Annotated in this window: 21 protein-coding genes; 9 read left to right on the forward strand and 12 right to left on the reverse strand. The window is 58.7% G+C overall.

Features of this window, described 5'->3' with window-relative positions; genetic code table 11:
• The first annotated feature begins 13 nt into the window (after nt 1-13).
• Both FEI13_RS02730 and FEI13_RS02735 read left to right on the forward strand, forming a co-directional pair.
• Nucleotides 14-496 carry a methylenetetrahydrofolate reductase C-terminal domain-containing protein gene (locus FEI13_RS02730; RefSeq protein WP_138179297.1) on the forward strand — a complete coding sequence of 161 codons (483 nt, stop codon included), beginning with the start codon at nt 14-16 and terminating at the stop codon, nt 494-496.
• Complete coding sequence (locus FEI13_RS02735; RefSeq protein ID WP_138179298.1) at nt 493-1,536, forward strand: methylenetetrahydrofolate reductase; 1,044 nt, start codon at nt 493-495, stop codon at nt 1,534-1,536. The genes FEI13_RS02730 and FEI13_RS02735 overlap by 4 nt, the downstream gene beginning before the upstream one ends.
• Nucleotides 1,537-1,702: 166 nt before the next feature.
• On the opposite strand, the gene FEI13_RS02740 is transcribed toward FEI13_RS02735, so the two are convergent.
• The 5 genes from FEI13_RS02740 to FEI13_RS02760 all read right to left on the reverse strand — a co-directional run bounded on the left by FEI13_RS02740 (nt 1,703) and on the right by FEI13_RS02760 (nt 7,206).
• The gene (locus tag FEI13_RS02740) at nt 1,703-3,274 is read right to left on the reverse strand and encodes a BCCT family transporter (RefSeq protein WP_138179300.1); all 1,572 of its coding nucleotides are present in this window, start codon (nt 3,272-3,274) and stop codon (nt 1,703-1,705) included.
• Nucleotides 3,275-3,355: 81 nt separating this feature from the next.
• Entirely contained in the window at nt 3,356-4,216 is an 861-nt protein-coding gene (gene folD, locus FEI13_RS02745) for a bifunctional methylenetetrahydrofolate dehydrogenase/methenyltetrahydrofolate cyclohydrolase FolD (RefSeq protein ID WP_204758335.1), read from the reverse strand.
• 14 nt (nt 4,217-4,230) lie between these two features.
• Entirely contained in the window at nt 4,231-5,094 is an 864-nt protein-coding gene (gene purU / locus FEI13_RS02750) for a formyltetrahydrofolate deformylase (protein WP_138179498.1), read from the reverse strand.
• 165 nt (nt 5,095-5,259) lie between these two features.
• Nucleotides 5,260-5,724: a methylenetetrahydrofolate reductase C-terminal domain-containing protein gene (locus FEI13_RS02755; protein WP_138179304.1), complete on the reverse strand. Its 465-nt coding sequence runs from the start codon at nt 5,722-5,724 to the stop codon at nt 5,260-5,262.
• A gap of 312 nt (nt 5,725-6,036) precedes the next feature.
• Entirely contained in the window at nt 6,037-7,206 is a 1,170-nt protein-coding gene (locus tag FEI13_RS02760; RefSeq protein ID WP_193555712.1) for a glycine cleavage T C-terminal barrel domain-containing protein, read from the reverse strand.
• 192 nt (nt 7,207-7,398) lie between these two features.
• On the opposite strand from FEI13_RS02760, the gene FEI13_RS19200 reads away from it, so the two are divergent.
• Nucleotides 7,399-7,938, forward strand: a complete 540-nt coding sequence (locus FEI13_RS19200; protein WP_193555713.1) for a LysR family transcriptional regulator — start codon at nt 7,399-7,401, stop codon at nt 7,936-7,938.
• 129 nt (nt 7,939-8,067) lie between these two features.
• Here the strand turns inward: FEI13_RS19200 and FEI13_RS02770 are convergent, their stop codons facing one another.
• The gene (locus FEI13_RS02770) at nt 8,068-8,355 is read right to left on the reverse strand and encodes a sll1863 family stress response protein (RefSeq protein WP_138179306.1); all 288 of its coding nucleotides are present in this window, start codon (nt 8,353-8,355) and stop codon (nt 8,068-8,070) included.
• Nucleotides 8,356-8,579: 224 nt separating this feature from the next.
• On the opposite strand from FEI13_RS02770, the gene FEI13_RS19040 reads away from it, so the two are divergent.
• Nucleotides 8,580-8,729, forward strand: coding sequence for a hypothetical protein (locus FEI13_RS19040; RefSeq protein ID WP_158294504.1), 150 nt, complete (start codon nt 8,580-8,582; stop codon nt 8,727-8,729).
• Here the strand turns inward: FEI13_RS19040 and FEI13_RS02775 are convergent.
• Together FEI13_RS02775 and FEI13_RS02780 are read right to left on the reverse strand one after the other, a co-directional pair.
• Entirely contained in the window at nt 8,724-8,921 is a 198-nt protein-coding gene (locus FEI13_RS02775) for a hypothetical protein (RefSeq protein ID WP_138179308.1), read from the reverse strand. The genes FEI13_RS19040 and FEI13_RS02775 overlap by 6 nt on opposite strands.
• A 72-nt stretch (nt 8,922-8,993) precedes the next feature.
• Nucleotides 8,994-11,189 (reverse strand): heavy metal translocating P-type ATPase, encoded by a 2,196-nt coding sequence (locus FEI13_RS02780; RefSeq protein WP_138179310.1) that lies wholly within the window; start codon nt 11,187-11,189, stop codon nt 8,994-8,996.
• Nucleotides 11,190-11,313: 124 nt separating this feature from the next.
• Between FEI13_RS02780 and FEI13_RS02785 the strand changes: the two genes are divergently transcribed.
• Nucleotides 11,314-11,796, forward strand: coding sequence for a MerR family transcriptional regulator (locus FEI13_RS02785; RefSeq protein WP_138179312.1), 483 nt, complete (start codon nt 11,314-11,316; stop codon nt 11,794-11,796).
• 49 nt (nt 11,797-11,845) lie between these two features.
• Here FEI13_RS02785 and FEI13_RS02790 read toward each other — a convergent pair whose 3' ends face one another.
• The 3 genes from FEI13_RS02790 to FEI13_RS02800 all read right to left on the reverse strand — a co-directional run bounded on the left by FEI13_RS02790 (nt 11,846) and on the right by FEI13_RS02800 (nt 14,559).
• The gene (locus FEI13_RS02790) at nt 11,846-12,841 is read right to left on the reverse strand and encodes an ion transporter (protein WP_138179314.1); all 996 of its coding nucleotides are present in this window, start codon (nt 12,839-12,841) and stop codon (nt 11,846-11,848) included.
• A 182-nt stretch (nt 12,842-13,023) separates the two neighbouring features.
• The gene (locus tag FEI13_RS02795) at nt 13,024-13,647 is read right to left on the reverse strand and encodes a hypothetical protein (RefSeq protein ID WP_204758336.1); all 624 of its coding nucleotides are present in this window, start codon (nt 13,645-13,647) and stop codon (nt 13,024-13,026) included.
• Nucleotides 13,648-13,902: 255 nt separating this feature from the next.
• Complete coding sequence (locus tag FEI13_RS02800) at nt 13,903-14,559, reverse strand: 5'-methylthioadenosine/S-adenosylhomocysteine nucleosidase (RefSeq protein ID WP_138179316.1); 657 nt, start codon at nt 14,557-14,559, stop codon at nt 13,903-13,905.
• Between the two features lie 188 nt (nt 14,560-14,747).
• Between FEI13_RS02800 and FEI13_RS02805 the strand changes: the two genes are divergently transcribed.
• From FEI13_RS02805 to FEI13_RS02820, 4 genes are all read left to right on the forward strand, one after another.
• On the forward strand, nt 14,748-14,936 hold the full coding sequence (locus tag FEI13_RS02805; RefSeq protein WP_193555714.1) for a hypothetical protein: 189 nt from the start codon (nt 14,748-14,750) through the stop codon (nt 14,934-14,936).
• A gap of 63 nt (nt 14,937-14,999) precedes the next feature.
• On the forward strand, nt 15,000-16,346 hold the full coding sequence (gene drt3a, locus FEI13_RS02810; RefSeq protein ID WP_138179318.1) for an antiviral reverse transcriptase Drt3a: 1,347 nt from the start codon (nt 15,000-15,002) through the stop codon (nt 16,344-16,346).
• A 5-nt stretch (nt 16,347-16,351) separates the two neighbouring features.
• Nucleotides 16,352-18,403 (forward strand): antiviral reverse transcriptase Drt3b, encoded by a 2,052-nt coding sequence (gene drt3b / locus FEI13_RS02815; protein WP_158294505.1) that lies wholly within the window; start codon nt 16,352-16,354, stop codon nt 18,401-18,403.
• A gap of 438 nt (nt 18,404-18,841) precedes the next feature.
• Nucleotides 18,842-20,358, forward strand: a protein-coding gene (locus tag FEI13_RS02820) for an IS3 family transposase (RefSeq protein ID WP_138179504.1) whose coding sequence is annotated in 2 segments (ribosomal slippage) — nt 18,842-19,276 and nt 19,279-20,358 — 1,515 coding nt in all. Because the reading frame shifts where the segments join, the coding sequence is not laid out codon by codon here.
• A 254-nt stretch (nt 20,359-20,612) separates the two neighbouring features.
• Here FEI13_RS02820 and FEI13_RS02825 read toward each other — a convergent pair.
• A complete protein-coding gene (locus FEI13_RS02825) occupies nt 20,613-21,791 on the reverse strand; it encodes a GGDEF domain-containing protein (protein WP_240036405.1) in 1,179 nt (392 codons plus the stop codon).
• Nucleotides 21,792-21,824 lie beyond the last annotated feature (33 nt).

The raw sequence follows: 21,824 nt of genomic DNA on the forward strand, positions 1-21,824 counted from the left end.
GAAGGAAGATGTCATGTACAGGATGCGTCGCTGGGTGGTCCGCCACTCCAGAGTCTTTGAGGTGATCTACCGATGCTTCGAGCCGTTGCTGGTCAAGCTCGATCCCGTGTGGAGGCGATTGGGTCACGAGCGCATCGAGGCGCCGGTGAAGTCTGTGGAAAAGGCCGTCAAGGGAGCGCTCTTCGATTGCCAGATGTGCGGTCAGTGCATTCTCTCTGACACCGGCATGTCCTGCCCCATGAACTGCCCCAAGTCACTGCGCAACGGCCCCTGCGGCGGGGTGCGTGCCAATGGGCATTGCGAAGTGAAGCCAGAAATGATGTGTGTCTGGGTCGATGCCTGGGAAGGCAGTCGTCGCATGAAGCATGGCGATCGCATCGACGCTGTCCAATTGCCGGTCGACTACCGCCTCACGGGAACTTCTGCCTGGCTTCGCGAAGTTCGCCAGCAGAACGGTACTGCCTCTTCAACCGCCAATAGCGAGACAACAAAATGAAGTTCGATGACGAGCCCGTACCGGGCTACTCCCTGCCGATCCTGCCAGACCACGTTTCCCCCGGCCGGCTGGAGCGGGTGCTGCGGGCGGGCAAGTTCGCCATTACCAGCGAGATCGACCCGCCGGACTCTGCCGATCCGGCAGAGGTGCTCAAGCGTGCGGCCATCTTCGATGGCTACGTCGATGCCATCAATGCCACGGATGGCTCTGGCGCCAACTGTCATATGTCCAGCGTCGGCGTCTGCTCGCTGCTGACCCGGGTCGGCTATGCCACCATCCTGCAGATATCGTGCCGTGACCGAAACCGCATCGCCATCCAGGGCGAGATCCTCGGCGGGGCGGCCATGGGGGCCTGCAACCTGCTGTGTCTGACCGGTGACGGGGTGCAGGCCGGCGATCATCCCCAGGCCAAGCCGGTGTTCGACCTCGACTCCATGTCGCTGCTCGAGATCGCCCGGGGGATGCGCGACGACCACCGTTTCCAGAGCGGTCGGCGCATCGAGACGCCGCCGCGGATCTTCCTCGGTGCCGCCGAGAACCCCTTCGTGCCACCGCTGGACTGGCGTCCCCATCGCCTGGCCAAGAAGGTGGCGGCCGGGGCGCAGTTCATCCAGACCCAGTACTGCTTCGACATCGAGCGGTTGCGCGACTTCATGCTCAAGGTGAACGACCTCGGTCTGCTGGAAGGCCCCGACCGCGTCTTCATCCTGCCCGGGATCGGCCCGCTGGCCTCGGCGCGCAGCGCGCGCTGGATCCGCGCCAACGTACCCGGCGTGCACATCCCCGACAGCGTGATCGCGCGTCTCGAGGGCGCTGAGAACCAGAAGGAGGAGGGCAAGCAGCTGTGCATGGACCTGCTCCACCAGATCCGCGAGATTCCCGGCGTCAGCGGCGCCCACATCATGGCCTACCGCCAGGAACACACCGTGGCCGAGATCATCGAGGCCACCGGCGTGCTCGACGGCCGCGTGCCCTGGTATCCGGGACGCGATGACCCGAAAGAGCTCAACCCCGAATCCTCCGAGGCCCTGCTGAGCTAGAGGGGAAGGCATCCCAGGCTCACCTGGGTATCGCTTGCGCAACTTGCCAGCGCTTCCGCTGCAGGTTGCGCTGGATCGACTTACGCTTCTCACTTAGGCAGGGTCGAAGAGCGGAAACGACGACGCCCCCAGATGGGGGCGTCTTCGATGGGCGGCAGACCGTGTGTCAGGTCGCGCCCGCAAGCTCCAGGTCGCGATGTTCCTCGCGCAGGCTCTTGACCAGGCCCACGCACATCACCAGCAGCACGATGGTGAAGGGCAGGCCGGTGGCCACGGCGCCGGCCTGCAGGGCCCCGAGGGCCTTGTCGCCGCCGCCGTAGAGCAGGACACCGGCAATCACGCCTTCCAGGGTGGCCCAGAACACCCGCTGGGTGCGTGGCGCATCGACCTTGCCGCCGGCCGTGATGCTGTCGATCACCAGGGAGCCGGAGTCCGAGGAGGTAACGAAGAACACCAGCACCAGCACGATGGCCATGGTGGAGGTCAGGGTGGTCAGCGGCAGGTGCTCGAGCATCTGGAACATCGCCAGGGAGACGTCGCTGATGCCATTGCCCAGCTCGCCGACGCCGGCCGCGGACTGGGCCAGGGCATTGCCACCGAAGGCGCTCATCCACACGATGGTGACCACGGTCGGTACCAGCAGCACGGCGGTCAGGAACTCGCGGACGGTGCGCCCTCGCGAGACCCGAGCGATGAACATGCCGACGAAGGGTGACCAGGAGATCCACCAGGCCCAGTAGAACACCGTCCAGCCGTGGTACCAGGTAGTGTCCTCACGGCCGACCCAGTTGGAGAGCGGCAGGATATGGCTGGCGTAGGCCAGGGTGGTGTCCCACAGGCCGTTGAGAAACAGCAGGGTGGAGCCGGTCAGCACCACGAACAGCAGCAGCAGGGCGATCACCATGTTGATGTTCGAGAACAGCTTGACGCCGCCGTCGATGCCGCGCCACACCGAGAACAGCGCCACCGCGGTGACGCCGACGATGATGGCGACCTGAGTGCCGATGGTGTTGGGCACGTCGAACAGGTAGTTGAGGCCGCCGGCGGCCTGGGAGGCGCCGAAACCCAGCGAGGTGGCCAGGCCGAAGATGGTCGCCAGCACCGCGGTGATGTCGATCAGGTGGCCGGGCCAGCCGCGTACCCGGTTACCCAGCAGCGGAGTGAAGGCGGAGCGCAGGGTCAGCGGCAGTCCGCGATTGTAGGCGAAGAAGGCCAGGGAAAGACCCACCACCCCATAGATCGCCCAAGGGTGAAGGCCCCAGTGGAACATGGTGGCGCCCATGGCGGCGCGAGCCCCTTCTGGCGTGCCTGCGGCGGTATTCAGGGGAGTGCCGTACCAGTCGGTGTAGTAGGCCACCGGTTCGGCAACGCTCCAGAACATCAGGCCGATGCCCATGCCGGCGGCGAACAGCATGCTGAACCACGAGACCAGCGAGTGCTCCGGCTTGGCATTGGGGCCGCCCAGGCGGATGCGGCCCAAGGGCAGCACGATCAGCACCAGGCACAGGATCACGAAGAGGTTGCCGGCGATCATGAACAGCCAGTCGAAGTACTCGATGGACCAGTCCCGGGTGGCGGTCAGCTGGGTGTTGGCGGCGTCGGGGTAGACCAGGGCATAGAGGATGAAGGCGATGATCGCCAAGGCAGAGAGCGGGAAGACGGGGTTGTGGAAGTCCAGGCCCAGTATCTGGGTGTTGTCATGGCCTGGGGCCAGGGTGGGATCGTCGTCATGTTTCATGTGAGGTCCTATCTTGTTGTTGTCGCGTCGCCTGGGGCGACGCCGGACATTCTGGGCGTGCGCTGGGGGCAGATCTAAAGGTCAGTCCAGCTGAAACTTTGCTGCACGTGTCGTATTCAACAGCAGACAGGCGATTGTCATCGGACCCACACCACCGGGCACCGGCGTAATGGCACCAGCGATCGGGGAAACCGATTCAAAATCCACATCACCGAAGAGCTTTCTCTTGCCATCAACATCAATGGCATTGATACCGACATCAATGACCGTTGCACCAGGACTGATCCAGTCAGCATTGATGAACTCCGCCCGGCCGACGGCAGCTACAACAATATCGGCATTGCGGCACAGTGATTCGATGTTCTTCGTTCGTGAATGCGCAATAGTGACCGTACAGTTTGCCTGTAAAAGAAGTGCAGCCATCGGCTTGCCCACAATATTAGAGCGTCCCACCACCACAGCATTTTTACCACTCAGGTCCGGATGGACCTGGCGCAGCATGATCATGCAACCTTGCGGAGTGCACGGGACGAGCGATGGTCGCCCAGAAGCAAGTGCTCCGACGTTTAGTGGATGAAAGCCATCAACATCTTTAGCCGGATGGATGGAAGATATCACCTCATCCTCGTTGAGATGCGGCGGCAGTGGCAGCTGAACCAGGATGCCGTGCACCTCAGGATCATTGTTCAGAAAATCGATCAGTTCATTGAGATCACTCTGGGTGGTTCCGGCATCGAGGCGGTGCTCGATGGAACCCATCCCCGCCTCTGTTGCCCGCTTCACCTTGTTTCTCACATATACCTGGCTGGCGGGATCCTCTCCCACCAGCACGACAGCCAGCGTCGGCACGATGTCATGCTCGGCCTTGAGTAACGCGACTTCAGAGGCAACTTCTTGCAAAACCTCAGCCGAGATCTGCTTTCCGTCTATTAATTGAGCCATGATGACCTCTGTTGCTATTTGAAAATAATGGTCTTGTTGCCCGACATTAACACACGGTTCTCTACATGCAATTTAACAGCGCTTGCTAGTGCTTTCGTTTCGGTGTCTCGGCCCAGGGAAACAAGTTCATCAGGGTAGTAGGCGTGACTAACCGGCAAGACGGACTGTTCGATGATCGGGCCTTCATCGAGATCGCCGGTCACATAGTGTGCAGTGGCGCCGATCAGTTTGACACCACGCTCATATGCCTGATGATAAGGTTTGGCACCCTTGAAGCCGGGCAGGAAGGAGTGATGGATATTGATGGCCCGGCCGTGCAGATGCTGACAGAGATCGTCAGACAAGATCTGCATGTAACGCGCCAGCACTACCAGCTCAGTCCCGGTCTCGTTGATGATATTGAGTAGCTCGGCTTCTTGTTCCGCTTTAGTTTCTGCTGTCACCGGCAGGTGAATGAAGCGAAAGCCTTCGCGCTCGGCGATCGATTGAAGATCCGGGTGGTTGGATATGATCGCGGTAACATCTATGTTCAATTCACCTTTGTTGTAACGGTAAAGAAGATCGACCAGGCAGTGGTCAAACTTGGATACCATGATCAAGACTTTTGTCGGGCGACTGACCTCATGCATGGCCCACTCTATGCCATGCTTTTCGGCCAGGACATCGAATCCGTTGCGTATGTCTTCAAAAGTATGGCTGGAATCAGCGGAGATGTTGAACAAGGTCCGCAAGAAGAACTGATGGCTGATTTTGTCATCGAATTGAGATAGTTCTGCGATATAACCGCCACGCTCAGTCAGATAGGATGCGATTCCGGCAACGATACCTGGTGCAGTTTTGCAGTTGACGGTAAGTACATACTGGTTAGAGTAGTCCATGATTTTCCTCACATCAGAAGCCTTTTCATGTTGATGTTTGTTTTTTGGTTTGATAGCTAAAAACGTTAAGTCTTTCATCATGTCAAGTTGATCTTCTGGAAGATTGCGTAGCGGGATGTCCACTTTTGCAATCTAGATCCACAGCATTGAGGATCATCTTGAAGCTCACTTATCTTCTTGTTGTAGATCTGCCGACTTACGTGCCACACGCAGCCAGGACGAACTGCCCTTCAGACTGTGATCCACGGGCAATTGCACCACATGGATCTTCTCCCCGCCTTTCATCTTCTGACTTCCATCCCAGGCTTCGACCCAGACACATCGCATCTCGGGATGAACTTCACAATTTCCATTCTGATGCACACCACCACACGGACCATTGCGCAAAGACTTAGGGCAGTTCATGGGACAAGACATCCCGGTGGAACTGAGGATGCACTGACCACACATCTTGCAATCGAACAGCAATTCCTTGCTGAACTTTTCCACCATGCCTACCGGCTTTTCTGCACGCTGGTAGCCTACCGACTTCCAAAGCGGCTGCAACTTCACGATCACCGGTTCGAACATTCGATAGATGCGCTCAAAAAACCTCGCGTGCCGCACGGCCCAGTGACGAATGGGATACATATGTCTCTCCTTTTTACGGCAGCACTACTGTGGAGGCAGTTTTTGATTCCTGAATCCGTGAGTTGCTTCAAGCTTTATAAGATCAATAAGGTGAACCTTTCCTTGCCCACGGAAATGCTTGTTCATTCAGGCAAGGTTGATAGCAATAAGGCTTATGCGAAGCTCTCACGGATTCAGGTGCTTTTCAAGGCAGTCGTTATGATGGGGTCGCCACGATCTTTTCTGAAAGTGCTCGAGAAATGACCCCAGTCACCATTGCCGTCCTGATAGTGCTCGAAGAAAGACTCCAAGCTAAAACATGATGATTCTGCTTCAAGACGATGTGGCCTTTTGCTTTTTGGGGTCGAAGAAAGGCTTTTCGACAACCGTGGCCTTCACTGGTCCGGATGTGGTTGGAATTTCCAGTTCAGTGCCTATCTCAGCATGCTCTATCGCAACCATGGCCAAGGCAATATTCTGTTCAAGGCGTGGGGAATAGACCGCAGATGTCACCTTTCCGACAGTGTTGCCATCTTTACTCAGCGGCCAGAACCTGGTGTTGGGTTTTTTGAGCGGCGCCGTGTCAATACGCAGCCCAACTTCCTTGCGGCTCACGCCATTTGCACGAATGCGCTTTAATGCGGCTTTTCCGATAAAGTCAGCATCCATGTCCGGGTTAACCAGACGGTCCATGCCAAGTTCGTAAGGGTTGGTGCTGCTGTCCGCGTCAGCGTGATAGGAGAGCATCCCACCCTCAATGCGGCGAATCGTTGAGGTATGACCAGGCTTCAACCCGAAGGGCTCGCCTGCGGCCATGATCTTTTCCCAGAGTTCGTCCCCTCGCGTGCCATCAAGCAGATAAAGTTCATAGCCAAGCTCGCTCGACCAACCGGTGCGCGAGACAATCAGCGGAATGCCGTCAAGTTCTAGCTCGCGTAACCAGTAGTAGCGCAGATCCATGATGCTCTCACCGAAGAGCTTCTTCATCACCTCGCCAGATTGCGGGCCCTGAAGTTGCAGCGGGGAAACATCGGGTTCGCGAATGCTGACATCCAGCCCGGCATGAACCGCAACACCTTGCGCCCACAACAGGATGTCGGTATCAGCCAGCGAGATCCAGAAATGATTTTCTGCCAGCCGCAACAGGATTGGGTCGTTAAGAATGCCACCGTCTTCATTGGTGATCATGATGTATTTGCACTGTCCGACAGCCATTTCCGACAAATCACGCGGGGTTAGGCTCTGCATGAATTTCGCTGCATCCGGCCCCGTGATTTCCACCTGACGTTCGGCGGCTACATCGCAAAGGATCGCATCATTCACGAGATTCCAGAAGTTTTGTACTGGATCTCTGAAGTCGCGCGGGATATACATGTGGTTGTATACCGAAAATCCTTTTGCGCCCCACCGGACTGTTGCGTCAAAGTAGGGAGACTTTCGGATCTGTGTTCCGAAACCAAACTCATCTTCTTTTTCTATGCTGCCGGGGGTAACGTTTGTCATTTTTATTACCTTCTTGATGTGGAATTGACGTGGGAGCTCTAATTCACTGACTCGGCAACGCCCACTATAGTCGCGTCTGGCATCACAATGCGGCCTAAAGCGTCGGTAGCAGGAGGCAAAATAGACCAACTTTTAACGGGATTCGGACCTTTTGGTTCTTCGTCACCGCTCGTAGGGGCTGCCCGACGCGTCATGGTCGGCGTCCTGCGCCGTGGGGGAGATCATTCAGCGCGCGACGACGTCGAACCCGAGGCCGGGATGTCGATGGTGGATGCCAAGTGGGTGAAATCCCCGCTGTCTTGTTCGGATGCGTCCCGGCAGCGGCTGCATGAGGGATTTCAGACCCTGAATAGCGCTGTGGACAAGATTCGCTCCGAGCGCCTGATCGTCACCGTCTGCTCTGAGCCCCTGTTCGCTACGAAGTGGGTCGTACCGCGGTGGCACCGCTTCTACGCCATTTGCCCAGACGCTGAAGTGCGCTTGCAGGCTAGCCTGCATACGGTGGACCGAACCCGCGATAGCGTCTTCGGTGCGACCGAGCTCAAACGCTCAGGGATCGACGTTTCCGTACGCCTCGGCTATGGAAGCTACGCAGAGATCATGCCGAAAAATTTCGTGAATGGTTGCTGGATGAAGCCGGGCACGGCCCTCAAGGGCGCCGGATTGATCAAGGCGGACGCCGACGGCGTGCACTCCGAGGTGATCACCTATCACGCAAAGCCTGGCGGCTAAGGGCCCACGCGAAGCCTGGCGGCTAAGGACCGCGACCAGCGGGGCCGGTCCACCGGGCCCGGCCTCGACCGAAAGGCCCGAGCCGGCCCAGGCGCCCTCGGCAGGGAGAGGCCGGCGGTCGATGGCCGATCACTTGAAGCGTGAACGCGCCTTCTCGATCGCCTCGCTCAGCGACTCCCAGGCGCGCTCCGCACCGGCACGGATGTCGTCCCAGGCCTCGTCACCGGAGTGGCGCAGCTCCTCGAGTTTCTTGCGCATCTCTTCGCGCCGGGCCTCGAGCCGGTCGATCTCCTCCTCCCGGTCGATGCGCGCATCGGCATCGGCGCTCCGGGCGCGGGCCTTCAGCTTCTCCACCTCGGCCTGCAACTCGTCCAGCTTGGCGCGCAGCTTCTGCTCATAGGCGTCTCGATTGCTCATCGGGTGCTCCTTACAGTGGGAGGGCGGGGTTTCCTGAGGATAGCCCGCTCTCGGAGTGTTACCCCATGACCTGCGTGCGTCGCCCCGGCATATCAAGGGCGCCGGCCGCTTTATCTGCGGATGCGCGCCTTCCCTAGACTAATGACGTAAGCGATCGGCCATCGGCGCCGAGGAAGCCGGCTGCTACTCTGCTGGGATATCAGGAAACACCACAGGGAACGATCATGGACGATGCCCCCGAGCCCCGCATCACGCTGCATCCGCACTCCCGCCGGGTCCGGGTCGTCATCGACGACACCCTGCTAGCCGACACCACCCGCTCCCTCCGTCGGCGTCCAGCAGCCGGTCTGGACCAGGGCGACCTGGCGTCATGATGCGCAGGCCCTGCTCCTCGGCGGGCAGGTGCGCCTCTGGGGCGCCTCTGGGGCCAGGGTCTGGGCGACCGAGACCGACTCCACGAAGCCCACCAGGCTGATCAGCACCGCCGCCGGCAGGTCACGCGCCAGGACGTCGCGCCGATAGCCGTGCAGCCAGCCGATCAGGGGAATCCAGCGAGAAGGGGTCATGGGCATCTCATCAAGCTGACAGACACCTCCCCATCGGCCAAACGCGCCCGGCGTCGACCGGGCGCGCGGGCGTCACGACGTGGTGGTGACGGGCTGCGCCTCCGCCGGGGCGGGCCCCGGAGAGAAGCGGTAGCCGAGCAGGCGCATGGCGTTGAGCGTCACCAGTACCGTGGCGCCGGTATCCGCCATCACCGCGATCCACATGCCGGTGATGCCGAGCGCCGTGGTGACCAGGAAGACCGCCTTCAGGCCCAGCGCCAGGGCGACATTGGTCTTGATGTTGCGCAGCGTGGCCCGCGACAGGTCGATTAGCTCGGCAATGCCGCTCACGCGGTCCTTGAGTAGGGCCGCATCCGCCGTCTCCAGCGCCACGTCGGTGCCGCCGCCCATGGCGATGCCCACCTCGGCTGTCGCCAGCGCCGGGGCGTCGTTGATGCCATCGCCGACCTTGCCGATCGGCCCCTCGCCGGCGGCCTGCCACTCCCGCACGCGATGGGCCTTGTCCCCGGGCATCAGCTCGCCGTGGGCCTCGATGCCCAGCTGTTCGCCGATGGCGGTGGCGGTGCGGGCGTTGTCGCCGCTGAGCATCACGGCCCGCACGCCCAGCCGTGACAGCGCCGCCAGGCCGTGGCGGGCATCGTCGCGCGGCTCGTCGCGCACGGCGATCAGGCCCAGCGCCCGCCCGCCCTCGACCAGTACCGCCAGGCTCTTGCCGGCCTGCTCCAGCTCGGCGATCCGGGCGCTGAGATCGTCGTTGAGCGCCTCACTGAGCAGGGCCTGCTCGGCCAGGTGGCGCGGGGTGATCAGCGAGAGTTCGCGCGCCTCGACCCGCCCGGCGACCCCGCTGCCGGCCAGGGCGCGGCTCTCGCTTGCCCGCGGCACCGTCAGCCCCTGTCGCGCGGCGTGGGCCAGGATCGCCGCGGCGATGGGGTGGCTGGAGTCGCGCTCCAGCGCGGCGGCGAGCCGCAGGATCTCGCCCTCGTCGTGCCCGGTGCCCAGGGCCTCCACGTCGGTGACGCGCGGGCGGCCCGCCGTCAGCGTGCCGGTCTTGTCCAGCGCCACCAGCCTGAGCTTACCGAGCTGCTCCAGCACCGCGCCGCCCTTGATCAGCAGGCCGCGCCGGGCGCCGGCCGAGAGCCCGGCGGCGATCGCCGCCGGGGTCGAGATCACCAGCGCGCAGGGGCAGGCGATCAGCAGCAGCGCCAGGGCGCGGTAGATCGCTTCCGACCACGCCATGCCCGCGACCAGCGGCGGCACCACGGCCATCAGCAGGGCGAGCCCGATCACCGTCGGCATGTAGTAGCGCGCGAAGCGGTCGATGAAACGGGCGACCGGCGCCTTGGCCGCCTGGGCCTCCTCGACCAGGCGGATGATGCGGGCGATGGTGTTGTCCTCGGCGCGCCGCGTGACCTCCACCTCCAGGGCGGCCTCCAGGTTCACGGTGCCGGCGAAGACGTCGTCGCCCTTCTCCCGCGCGCGGGGCATCGACTCGCCGTTGACCGGCGACTCGTCCAGCTCGGACACCCCGGCGAGGATGCGCCCGTCGCAGGGCACCCGGTCGCCGGGGCGGATCAGCACCCGCTGGCCGGGCACGAGCGAGGCGGCCGGCACCTCGCGGGTGTCGTCGCCTTCCAGCCGCCGCGCCGTCGAGGGCGTCAGGTCCGCCAGGGCCGAGATGCTGCGTCGCGCCCGGGACGCGGCCACGCCCTCCAGCAGCTCACCCACGGCGAACAGGAAGACCACCACCGCGGCCTCGGCGGCGGCATCGATGGCCAGCGCGCCCAGCGCGGCGATGCTCATCAGCATCTCGATGGTGAAGGGGTTGCGCTGCTTCAGCGCGCCCCAGGCGCCCTGCACGATGGGCACCAGCCCCACCGCGGTGGCGGCGACGAAGGGCCACTGCCCCAGCGCCGGCCAGGCCAGGCGCAGCGCGAAGGCCGCTACCAGCAGGCCGCCGGTGACCAGCACCAGGCGCCCCTTGGCGGTGCGCCACCAGGGCGCCGGGGCCTCCGGCGCGGCCGCCTCCTGCTCGCTGACCAGGCGGTAGCCGAGCTCATGGAGAGTGCGCTCGATCGCCGCGTGGGAGGGTGTGGTGTGCGCGGAGTGGTGCAGCTTGACCGAGCCGGTGACCGAGCTGGCCGAGACCTCCGCGATGCCCTCCAGGCGACCCAGCGCCGACTCGACCTTGCGCTCGCAGCCGCCGCAGTCCATGCCCTCGACGCGCAGCGTCAGGGTCGCGGCGGTGGACGTGGATGCTGATGCTGCCATGGCGGGGCTCCTCTCCGTGGGGTAACTCCGTGGGGTAACGTCTTAAGCCTAAACCCTGTAGCAACTACAGGTTCAAGTGACGGTCTGAGGTGACAGACCCCCGTTCTTCATCGAGGAGCCACCCATGTCGGAGAGTCACCCCACCATCGGCATCGGCGCGCTGGCCCGGCGGGCCGGCTGCCAGCCGGAAACCGTGCGCTACTACGAGCATATCGGGTTGCTGCACGAGGCCTCGCGCACCGAGGGTGGCCAGCGCCGCTACGGGGAAGAGGCCGTGCGGCGGCTGACCTTCATTCGCCACGCCCGGGACTTCGGCTTCTCGGTGGAGGCCGTGCGCGAGCTGCTGGCGATGTCGGACCGGCCCGACATGTGCTGCGACGAGGTCGACGCCCTCGCCAAGCACCACCTGGAGGAGGTGGAGTCGCGGCTGCAGCGACTCGCCGCGCTGCGCGACGAGCTCCAGCGAATGCTCGGCGAGTGTGCCGGCGGCAAGGTCGAGAGCTGCCGCATCATCGAGGTGCTCAGCGACCACCGGCTGTGTGATAGCGATACCGCCCACGGCGGCGCCCACGACCTCGGCGAGCCGCCCGCGGCGCGGCGCAGCTGACAGCGCCCGAACCGGCCCTCACGCCCTGAGGGCGAGAGAGCCGCCGGGCTCACTGGTAGCGGTGCCGCCAGCCCTTCACCGCGATCTGCTCCTTGAGCAGCTCCAGCATGTCCAGCAGCACCTGCTCGGTGATCCGTTCGGTCTCGGGGTCGGTGCGCAGCCAGGCATCGAAGCCGCTCTCGGCCAGGTGCTCCACCAGGGCGGAGAACTCCGACGACTTCAGGCCTTTCAGGGCCTCGTCGACCAGGTGACAGGCCAGGTCGGAGAACGAGGCCTCGAGCCCCCGGCTGAGCTGGCTCCCCAGCGGCAGGCGCGAGAGCCGCTTGAGCTCCGGGCTCTGGGCCAGGGTGCGGCCGACCAGCCCGCGTACGTAGCGCAGGGTGTCGTCGCGGTTGCGGGTATAGGCGTCGCCCGCCATGGCCTCGAGCCGCTGGCTGATCTCGTGGATCAGCGCCTGCTGGCGGGGCCGCACCACTCGCTCCATCAGCGGGGCGGAGAGCCCGTCGCTCTGGCGGATCTCCTGTTGGATGTTGTCGAGCATGCGGATGGCGATGCGGTCGGTGAGCTCCTCCATGAGGATGTCGTAGTACTTGGCGACCACGCCGTAGAGGTACCAGCGGCGCACGTCGATCAGGCCCATGCGCTGCAGGCGGTGCAGCAGCGAGATGACGCGCAGGATGCGCAGCAGCCTGAAGCCGCCCAGCGGGATGCAGCCGAGCACGTCGTACCAGTGCACGAAGGGGTAGAAGAACCAGCGATGGTAGTGGCGCTCGGCGATGGCCACCGCCCAGCCCAGCAGCACGTCGAACAGGAAGATGGCCACGAACGCCAGGTCGATGGTGAGGAAGTGGGCATGGATGTGCCGGTCGTAGGCGGCGTGCAGGCCCGGGGCCACGGCCTCGAAGGCGGCGTTCAGCGGCGGCAGCAGGTAGAGGCTGTCGAAGAGCAGCAGCGCCAGGTTGGCGATCACCAGCACGATGATGAGCAGGTCCCACACCAGGTGGACGCGCTCCAGGGTGGGTGAGGTCGTGCGGGTGGCGGGCATGAGGGCTCCTCGAACGGTGACGGAATGTCCTTTTCCCACTCAGCCTAGAGCGTCGAGGCGTTGGTGGCATGACAAGCGCGCTCAGCATTCGCGCCTCCTCATCGCGACGTGGCGGCTTGCCTTGTCAGGGCAGCTGGCATCCTGCGCGAAGCGGCCGGGTTTCGAGGCCCGGCCGCAGGGTGTCATGCCTTGTGATGCCGGCAGGTCACCCCCGGGTTGAACGGCTCGAGGTTGCCGTTGGGGTTGTCGCGAAACCACAGGTGCTGATCGTAGTGGGCCTCGAAGTGGTGGGCCTCCTCGGTGGGCGTGGCCGGGTCATCGACCATATAGTCCCAGCTGCGCCCGGCCAGGACCGGCGGCCCGCCGTTGCCCGCGGTTTCCCAGGCCTTACGGAACACCAGGTTCTCGACCCCGACCAGTGCCAGGGAGCCGTCTTCCTGAGGTTCATAGAGCAGGATGGCGGGGTTCTTGAAGTCGGTATGGGTGCCGGTGCCGTCGACCCGCGGCGCGGTGGCCGTGAGGCCGAGCAGGTCGGGTCGCAAGTAGTGGATGCCCATGGCACCCAGTTCGGCGGGCAAGCCATGGGCCTTCGCCGACACGCACTCCCCGGAGGGATCCGGCACGTAGCCCTCCGCCAGGGACACGTTAACGTCCTCGAAGCGCCGCGTGGCGGCGCGCACCGATTCGATCAGTGCTGTCGCCTCGTCGCTTTGGATCGCATCCTGGTCCGGCAGCGATTGCGCTGCTATCAATGGCGCCGCCGTCAGACCCGCCACGATCACCCCACCCCACAGGATGGCACGCATGTGATTCTCCTCCCGGCGTTGCCGGGCCAGCCGCATCGGGCAGGGGCCCGAGAGCGTTACCAGCCGAGCCTCCTTGCGGCCAAGATGAGGAGGTTCGAAACGCGTCGACCAACCTTATCATTATAGTGGAGCCGGCCCCTTGGCGTGCCCTTCGCGGTGCCGCGAAGCGAGATGGAAGATGTCATACGAGGGCCTGTTGCGCGGGGCATCAGCCTAAGTCGAATCGGACCAGGCAGCGGCCCCTTGGGCCACCCGTCAGAGCTTCACCAGCCCCTGGCCGAGCGCCTCACCGAGGCGGTCCACGGCGGCGGCCAGCTTCTCGTCGATGACGTGCAGATACTCCGTCCAGTCGTCGATATGGTTCAGCTCCGCCTTGCCGTCGGAGATGCCGCGCAGCACGACCAGCGGCACCGCGAAGCGCGTGCAGGCGCGCAGGCCGGCGTAGCTCTCCATGTCCACCATGTCCGCGGCGATGGCGTCATAGGCCGCGCCCGAGACGATATCGGCGCCGGTCGAGAGCGTCGCCTCGCGAATCCCGGGGATGCGCAGCGGCAGGGGCAGGGTGGCCGGCAGGTCGAGGAAGGGCGTGACGCCCGTCGCGAAGCCGAGTGGGGTGGCGTCCATGTCGCGGTAGGCGACCGAGGTCGCTTGATAGACCTCGGTCTGCTCGAGCTCCCGGCTGCCCGCCGAGCCCAGCGACACCACCAGGTCCGGCAGCCGCCCGCGCGCCTCCAGCTCTGCCAGCGCCGCGGTGAGCTCCACCGCCGCCTCCACCGGCCCCACGCCGGTCATGAAGGGCGCGAACCGCTCCCGAAGATGCGGGCCGTATTCAGGCTCAGCCGCCATCACGAAGAGGATCGACTGGCCGCCCAGTTCCGTCAGCGGCGTCGGTGCGCGTGGTGTCTGGTTCATCTCGAGAGTCTCCCGCAGCCCATTAAGGCCACCATCATGGCGGGCAGGGGGCGCAGGCGCCAAGCACGCAGTCCCCCGGGAGAAAGCGAGCCTAGACGAATTGACCTAAGAAAAGTTGTCATCAAGCGATGACATTCCGTTTTCATCGCTCTACGCTGATGGATCAGCCAATAGCAATGGAACTGCCAATGGCCGATCACATCACCGAACCCGGCATTACCCAGCACCCGCATTGTCGGCGGGTGCGAATCCTTGATGGTGACACGCTGATCGCCGATTCCTGCAACGCCATCGAACTGCGCGAGTGCGGTTATTCACCGAGACAATTTGTTGCGAGTGCGAGTGCGAGTGTGGACATGTCTCAATCTTTTGGCTAATTAGAGAATTTTATCTTGTCCCATAGTGCTTGTTTTTCTGGGCGAGGCAGATAGGGGATATTGATGTTTGATCAGTCGTTCACTTCAAAAAACTTGGCAAGAATTTATCACTCTGAAAATAAGAGAGGTGTGAATGTTGCCGGGATGTTTTTCCCTGAAATACTTAAGGATTATGAAAAAATAAAAAGAGTTAGAAGGCTTGTTACGAAGCTTTTTGGTAGCAGGAGGCGTTATAGCAAAAGTACATTTGAAGCCCGAGTCTACAAGCTATATGAAATGAAAAGGGGGTTTGTCCTTAAAAAAAATGAAAAGATAGAGTTTTATTTGGAGAGTGTTGCACGACAAGTGAGTTCTAGGAGGTTTTCTTTCAAAATAAATAAGTTGGAATACTCAAAAAACGGGAAAGACGTTTATGTTACAAGTGGTGATGCAGTATCTTTTTTCGCAGAAAAGCAGATACAGAAAAATATTAAATACACTTATGGCGTAAAACAAGCAGATAGAGACATAATTGTTCCGCAACTAAGATCGGTTCTTGGTGATACATTCCCGAAATTTGTTATTAAAGCTGACATTGACTCTTTTTATGAAAGCATTGATCAAGGGCTATTGATAAAAAAGCTCAACGAAAATCCAATCTTAAGTCTATCGACAAGAAAGCTTATCGCTCAGCTTCTGAGGGATTACAACAGCCTCACTGGGAAAGGTAAAGGAGTCCCAAGAGGTATAGGTATTAGTGCATATCTTTCTGAGCTTTATCTTAAGGATTTCGACAAAAAAGTCAGGGATATTGATAATCTTGTATATTACTCTAGGTATGTGGACGATATTGTCGTTGTTATTTCACCAAGCCCAGGTGAGACAGTCGAGGGATGTTTTAAAAAGTTGAGCGATTTAATAAAAAGTGACTTCCTGTCTCTTAATGAGTCTAAGTCTGAGCAATTTGACTATTCTGGGAAAGGGGTGACGTTTTCATTTGATTATCTTGGCTATAAGTTCAGGAAAAATGGAAAGAACCTTTATTTGTCCATAAGTGATAAGAAAAAAGAAAAGTATATAGAGCGAATAAAGTCTTCGGTTGAGAGATACAAGAAAAATTCAGTGAAGCAGCCGCGGAAAGCTAAAAAAGAGTTTTTTATGAGGCTTAGATTCCTTACTGCAAACACAAGTCTTTCAAATAACAAAGGTAATGCAGTGGTTGGGATTTATAATACAAATAAGTGGGCAACCGACACTGGTTTCTTAGAGAGCTTGGATTCCTTTTTAGATGCGCAGATAAAGACTATATCAGACAACTCTGTTAAAAAGAAAGCAAGGCATTTTAAATTCTCCGATGGCTTTTTGAGTAGGAAGTTTTGTCATTTTTCTCCGGCAGAATTTAAAACAATTGTTAAAGTATGGAGCTCATGAGGAACATGATGAGGATTAACCTGAAAAAAGAGCGAGTGGTTTTGTCTGATCTCTTGCCTTATGAAACTCCTATCACCTTTTCGAATCGTTTTTTTTATAAATTTTTGTTAGAGAGTAATGTAACAATTGACGGCAAGGTAATGAGGTGGAAATCTTCTACTAAAGAGGCTGAAGCCATAATTTGTTTGATCCTTGGCATAGAAAAAGAAGAGAAGGGAAAAATAAAAACCGTCAATGGGGTAAGGGAGTATGTGAATGAGAAAGCTCTTATAACTATACCTTTTAATTATGGTGTGAGCCATAAGGATAATTCCTTTAGGCTGCTTTCCGTTATGCATCCTAGAAACCAAGTTCAAGCAATTGGTTTTTACGAAAAATATAAAGAGTTGATCATATATTTTTCACAGATTTCTGAGTTTAGCTTACGCGCTCCCTCACGGATTGCAAGCAATAAGTATTTTAACGATGAAGGGAAGAGCGGGTCAGTAATCTTGGCAAGAGCTTTGGACAAGGATGGAGATAAAGAATACAAGAGCCTAAAGTCTTTCTTTGGCTATAGAAAGATAAACAACATTCATCAGTTTTTCGAGTCTGATGATTACCACGCTTGTGAGCAAAAATATAATAACATGGCTCAGCTTGATGTCTCTAAATGTTTTGATTCTATTTACACGCATTCCATTGCCTGGGCTACTTTAGGTAGAGATATTGTAAAAAACAAAATAGCAACTAGTGGGAATGGTAGTCTCACGGATAGTTTTCCTGATGATTTTGATAAGTTAATGCAAAAACAAAATTATAATGAGACAAATGGGATATTGGTTGGTCCTGAGTTGTCCAGAATTTTTGCAGAAATAATATTGCAGAGAGTTGATTATAATTTAAGGAAAAGACTTGGCTATATTGGCATTGAACATAGGCTGGATTACGAGGCTTTCAGATATGTCGATGACTACTTTGTTTTTTACAATGATGAGTCGACATATAATAGGATTGTTGATGAATTGGAAGCTTCCCTAAGCGAGTTTAAGCTTGGGTTAAATTCTGAAAAAGAGCTAGTCTACCACAAGCCAATAATAACTGAGATAACAATAGCTAAAAAGAAAATATCTCAGCTGTTGACAGAAAAAGTAAAAATGGATAAGGAGGAGGTTGATAATCTGGGTGAGCATGGAGGCAAAGCTACTATTGGGAAGCTGAATATTCAATCTAAGTCTCTAATAACAGAATACAAAGCTATATTGTCAGAAAGTGGGGCTGAGTACAAAAGCGTGATAAATTACACGTTAGCCATCATTGAGAACAATATAAAGAAAATATTCAAAGACTATGAGGGTGTGGAAAAAACAAAAAGTTCGTACAGAGGGCTTCTTAAGTCAGTCCACTCTGTTATAGATTTCTGTTTCTTTATATATTCAGTTTCACCTCGAGTAAATATCACAATAAAGCTAAGTCGTGTTTTGAAAGTTATTATAGACTTTTCTAGAACAAGCAATATTTCTGAAGATGACATGCATCAAGTTTTTAAGCGAATAGCCGATAATATATCATTCATTATAAGAAAATATGAAACTAGTAATCATAAGCAGGTTGAGACTTTGTACCTTTTGACTTTGATGGCAGAGCTAGGTAAGGATTACTGGGTAGACGAGTCCTCTTTGATTAATTATTTCGGCGGAAAGTATAGGTCTAAAAACACTATTTTCTTTGAAAATAAATTAAATTATTTCTCCATCACGGTTATGTTGTTTTATATTAAAGATAAAAAAAGGTACGAAAAAACCAGAAAGGCCTTGAAGGAAATAATTTTAAAGAAAATTAAGATGCATAAAAGCTCGTTGGGGAAAAATACGGAGTGTCTGCTTTTGGCTCTCGACTGTGTGTCATGTCCTTACCTTGATGAAGGTTTTAAGAGGAAGATACTCAGGCTCTATGAAATTCGAAGCAAAGTGTTGCAAGAAGATATTATTAGCTATAAAGAGAATTGGTTTACCAAATGGAGGGGGTTTGAGTTCTCTAAGGAGCTTGACGCAAAGCAAAGCCAGGAGGTATATTGATTTCGGCTTCGCATCACCCTAACCGTCAATGGCTGTAGGCAGCTGTACACACTCGCGAGGCGCACCTCTCGTCCTATGCATGGAGAGCGGTGCAAGAGCAGCTTGGGGTGAGCTGCTCGCCTTCACTATTAATTCTTTAGAAACTGTTGTGTTTGATCCCTCTTGTTGCACAGTTTCTTAAATTAAATACTGAAGTTTATTTGTGGGCGAGCTCTGAAGTTGGTGATGACTTTGAGTTATCAGTGTTGGAGATACACACCTTTATTTTACAGGGCTGACTAAGCTTTTCGCACCTTGCTCGCGCTGCCTTTTTGTAATGCTGTTTGATTTTGTATGCCTGGAATTACCCTATGCGTCAACGTAGTTGTCACCTAAACGGATTGAGAGGTGATCAACGTGCGTTACCCCGCAGAGCGTAAGGAAGCCATCCTCAAGAAGATGGCGCCACCGATGAGCATGACCATCCCGGAACTGGCCGAACAGGAAGGCATCACCGCGACAACCCTCTACAATTGGCGGAAACAGGCCAGAGCACGAGGACAGGTTTTGCCATCACGTTCCACCAAGCCCGATCACTGGACCAGCCAGGAGAAGTTCCAGATCGTCCTGGAGACGGCCCCGATGAACGAGGCCGAACTCAGCGCCTATTGCCGCGAGCGTGGGCTCTACCCCGAGCAGGTGGAGGCCTGGCGGGATGCCTGCATGAACGCCAACGAGGACGCGGCAGCGCAGGCCAAACAGCACCGTCAGGCGCGCAAAGCGGAGCAGAAGCGGCTCCGCAAGCTGGAGCGCGAACTGCACCGCAAGGACAAGGCCCTGGCTGAAACGGCGGCACTGCTGGCCCTATCAAAAAAAGCCGAGGCGATCTGGGGCACGACCAACGACGAGGACGACTGACCAGCCTCCCGGATCGCCAGCGCATCGTGACCCTGGTGCAAGACGCCCAGCGTGACGGTGCTCGGCTGGCCAAGGCCTGTCAGGTGATGGGCATCAATGTGCGGACCTACTATCGCTGGGTCGCTGAGGGCGGGGTGACGGTGGATCGCCGCTCCGACGCCGACCGCCCGGAGCCGGCCAACAAGCTGTCTCCCGAAGAGCGAGAGGCGATCGTGGCGCTGTGCAACGCCCCAGAGTATCGGAGCCGCCCTCCGGCCTTCATCGTGGCCGATCAGGCGGACAAGGGCCGCTACCTGGCCTCTGAGTCGACGATGTACCGAGTGCTTCATGAATATGACCAGCAACACCACCGAGGCCGACAGCAGGCCCCACAGCGCAAGCGAACGCCGACCACGCACCAGGCCACGGCGCCTAACCGCTTGTGGTGCTGGGACATTTCGTGGTTGCCCGGTCCAGCACGAGGCACCTGGTGGTACCTGTATCTGATCATGGACGTCTTCAGCCGCAAGATCGTTGGGCACGAGGTATACGAGACGGAGACCGGTGAGCTGGCGGCCGAGCTGATCCAGAAGGCCTGCTGGCGAGAGCACCTGACGGATCGTCACAAGCCCCTGATTCTGCATTCAGATAACGGCAGCCCGATGAAGGCGGCGACCTTCCTGGAGAAACTCTACGACTTGGGCATCACCCCGTCGTACAGCCGACCAAGGGTCAGCAATGACAACGCCTTCGCCGAGTCGGCCTTCAAGACGCTGAAGTACCGGCCGGGCTTCCCCATCGACGGTTTCGCGACCCTGACCGAGGCCCAGGAGTGGGTCCAGCAATTCACCGAGTGGTACAACCACGAGCACCGGCACAGCGCCCTTCGCTACGTCACGCCGAGCCAGCGTCATAACGGCGAGGCCAAAGGCATCCTGGCGCAGCGCCGGGAGGTCTTCGAGGCGGCGAAGCAACGTCACCCGGAGCGCTGGTCGGGGGACATCCGGAAACTCAGCCTGCCAGAGGTAGTGCACCTGAATCCCGAGAGGGACCCGGTGCCGCAAGCAGCAGGGTTTTAAAGAGCCGGAACCATTTCATATGCCAACTATGTTGACAGGCTCCGATTACCCTCGAATTATTTGTAATAAACAACAGGGCCGTGCATATCAATCCCCCAACCCCACTCACCCGCATCACTCTCCGCTGTGCCGCGTCCATCAGCTGGCCGCGGCCGGTTTCCACCAGCGTCAGCCAGTTGCGGGCGCGGGTGATGCCGGTGTAGGCCAGCTCCCGGGTGAGGATGGGATTCGGCGCGTCGGGCAGCCCCCATTCATTACGCCTCTTCGCCGACGTCCTGATGAATCACGACCCGGTTCCTGCCTCCGTGCTTGCCGGCGTACAGGGCTCGGTCCGCCTGCTGGATCAGGGCGGGCAAATCGGTCGCTTCCTCGAGCACTCCGGCGATACCGATGGTGACGGTCACTCGGTGGTCGGGCACTTCCTCCCTCACCGGCAGCTCGGCGACCTTCTGCCGCAGCCGTTCCGCCACCGTTCGAGCGTCTTCCGGACCAGTGTCTGGCAGGGCCACGATGAATTCCTCGCCCCCGAAACGCCCGATCACGTCCTGGGGCCGAAGGGATCGCATGCAGGTCTCCGCGATCGTGGCCAGCACCCGATCGCCGTGGCTGTGCCCCCAGGTATCGTTGATGGCTTTGAAGTGATCCACGTCGATCATCATCAGGCAGAAGGGCGACTTGCCAGACTGCGCTCGCTGCAGCAGGCCCTGGGCCCGCTCCATGAAATGACCGCGACTGTTCAGGCCCGTCAAGACATCCCGTTCGGCGACCCGGCGCAGCTGGGCTTCCAGGGACTTCCGATGAGCGATTTCCTGGGTCATCTGCTGGTTCTGGACACGCTCTTCCTGCAGAAGCGCGTACTGCTGTCGCTGCAGCTTTTCCAGGCGCAGCAGGGCGAAGAAGCCCACGGCGTTGGTCATGATCAGCAGCAGCGATATGCGCAGTGCCACCACGGCGGAGGCGTCTGCCACCATCACCGCTGTGATCAGGAAGCCCAGGCTCAAATAAAGGCTCGCGATGGCGACGACGGACAGCAGGTTGGGGATCAGCAGGTAGAAGGCCATGAGGGCCACCGCCACCGCGGTGACTTGAGTCGCCAGGCTCTCGGGGCGCAGGGGCACGAGCAGGATGATGCCCGTCGCCAGTATCCAGAGGGGCAGGGCGTGCAGCCACACCTTGCGGCAATAGCCTCCCCAGCGTCCGAGCACGAAGGCCAGCGCCAGGCAGGACACCACCACCAGGATTCGCACGGTGAGCAACAGGTGGAACTCGGTGCCCGCGCCGACATAGTAGTAGTCGGAGACGGTAAACATGCCGAAGATCAGTGTCGCCACCAAGAGCGACAGCGAGGATTCGCGTCGCACCCTGGGCGCGATATCCCGGCGATACGTCGCTTCCCTGTCCGGCTCGTGAAACTGGCCGGTCAGGCGGTGCAACCTGCCTCTTGTGATGGATGACAGCACAGGGTG

Source organism: Halomonas urmiana (assembly GCF_005780185.1).
GTDB lineage: Bacteria > Pseudomonadota > Gammaproteobacteria > Pseudomonadales > Halomonadaceae > Halomonas > Halomonas urmiana.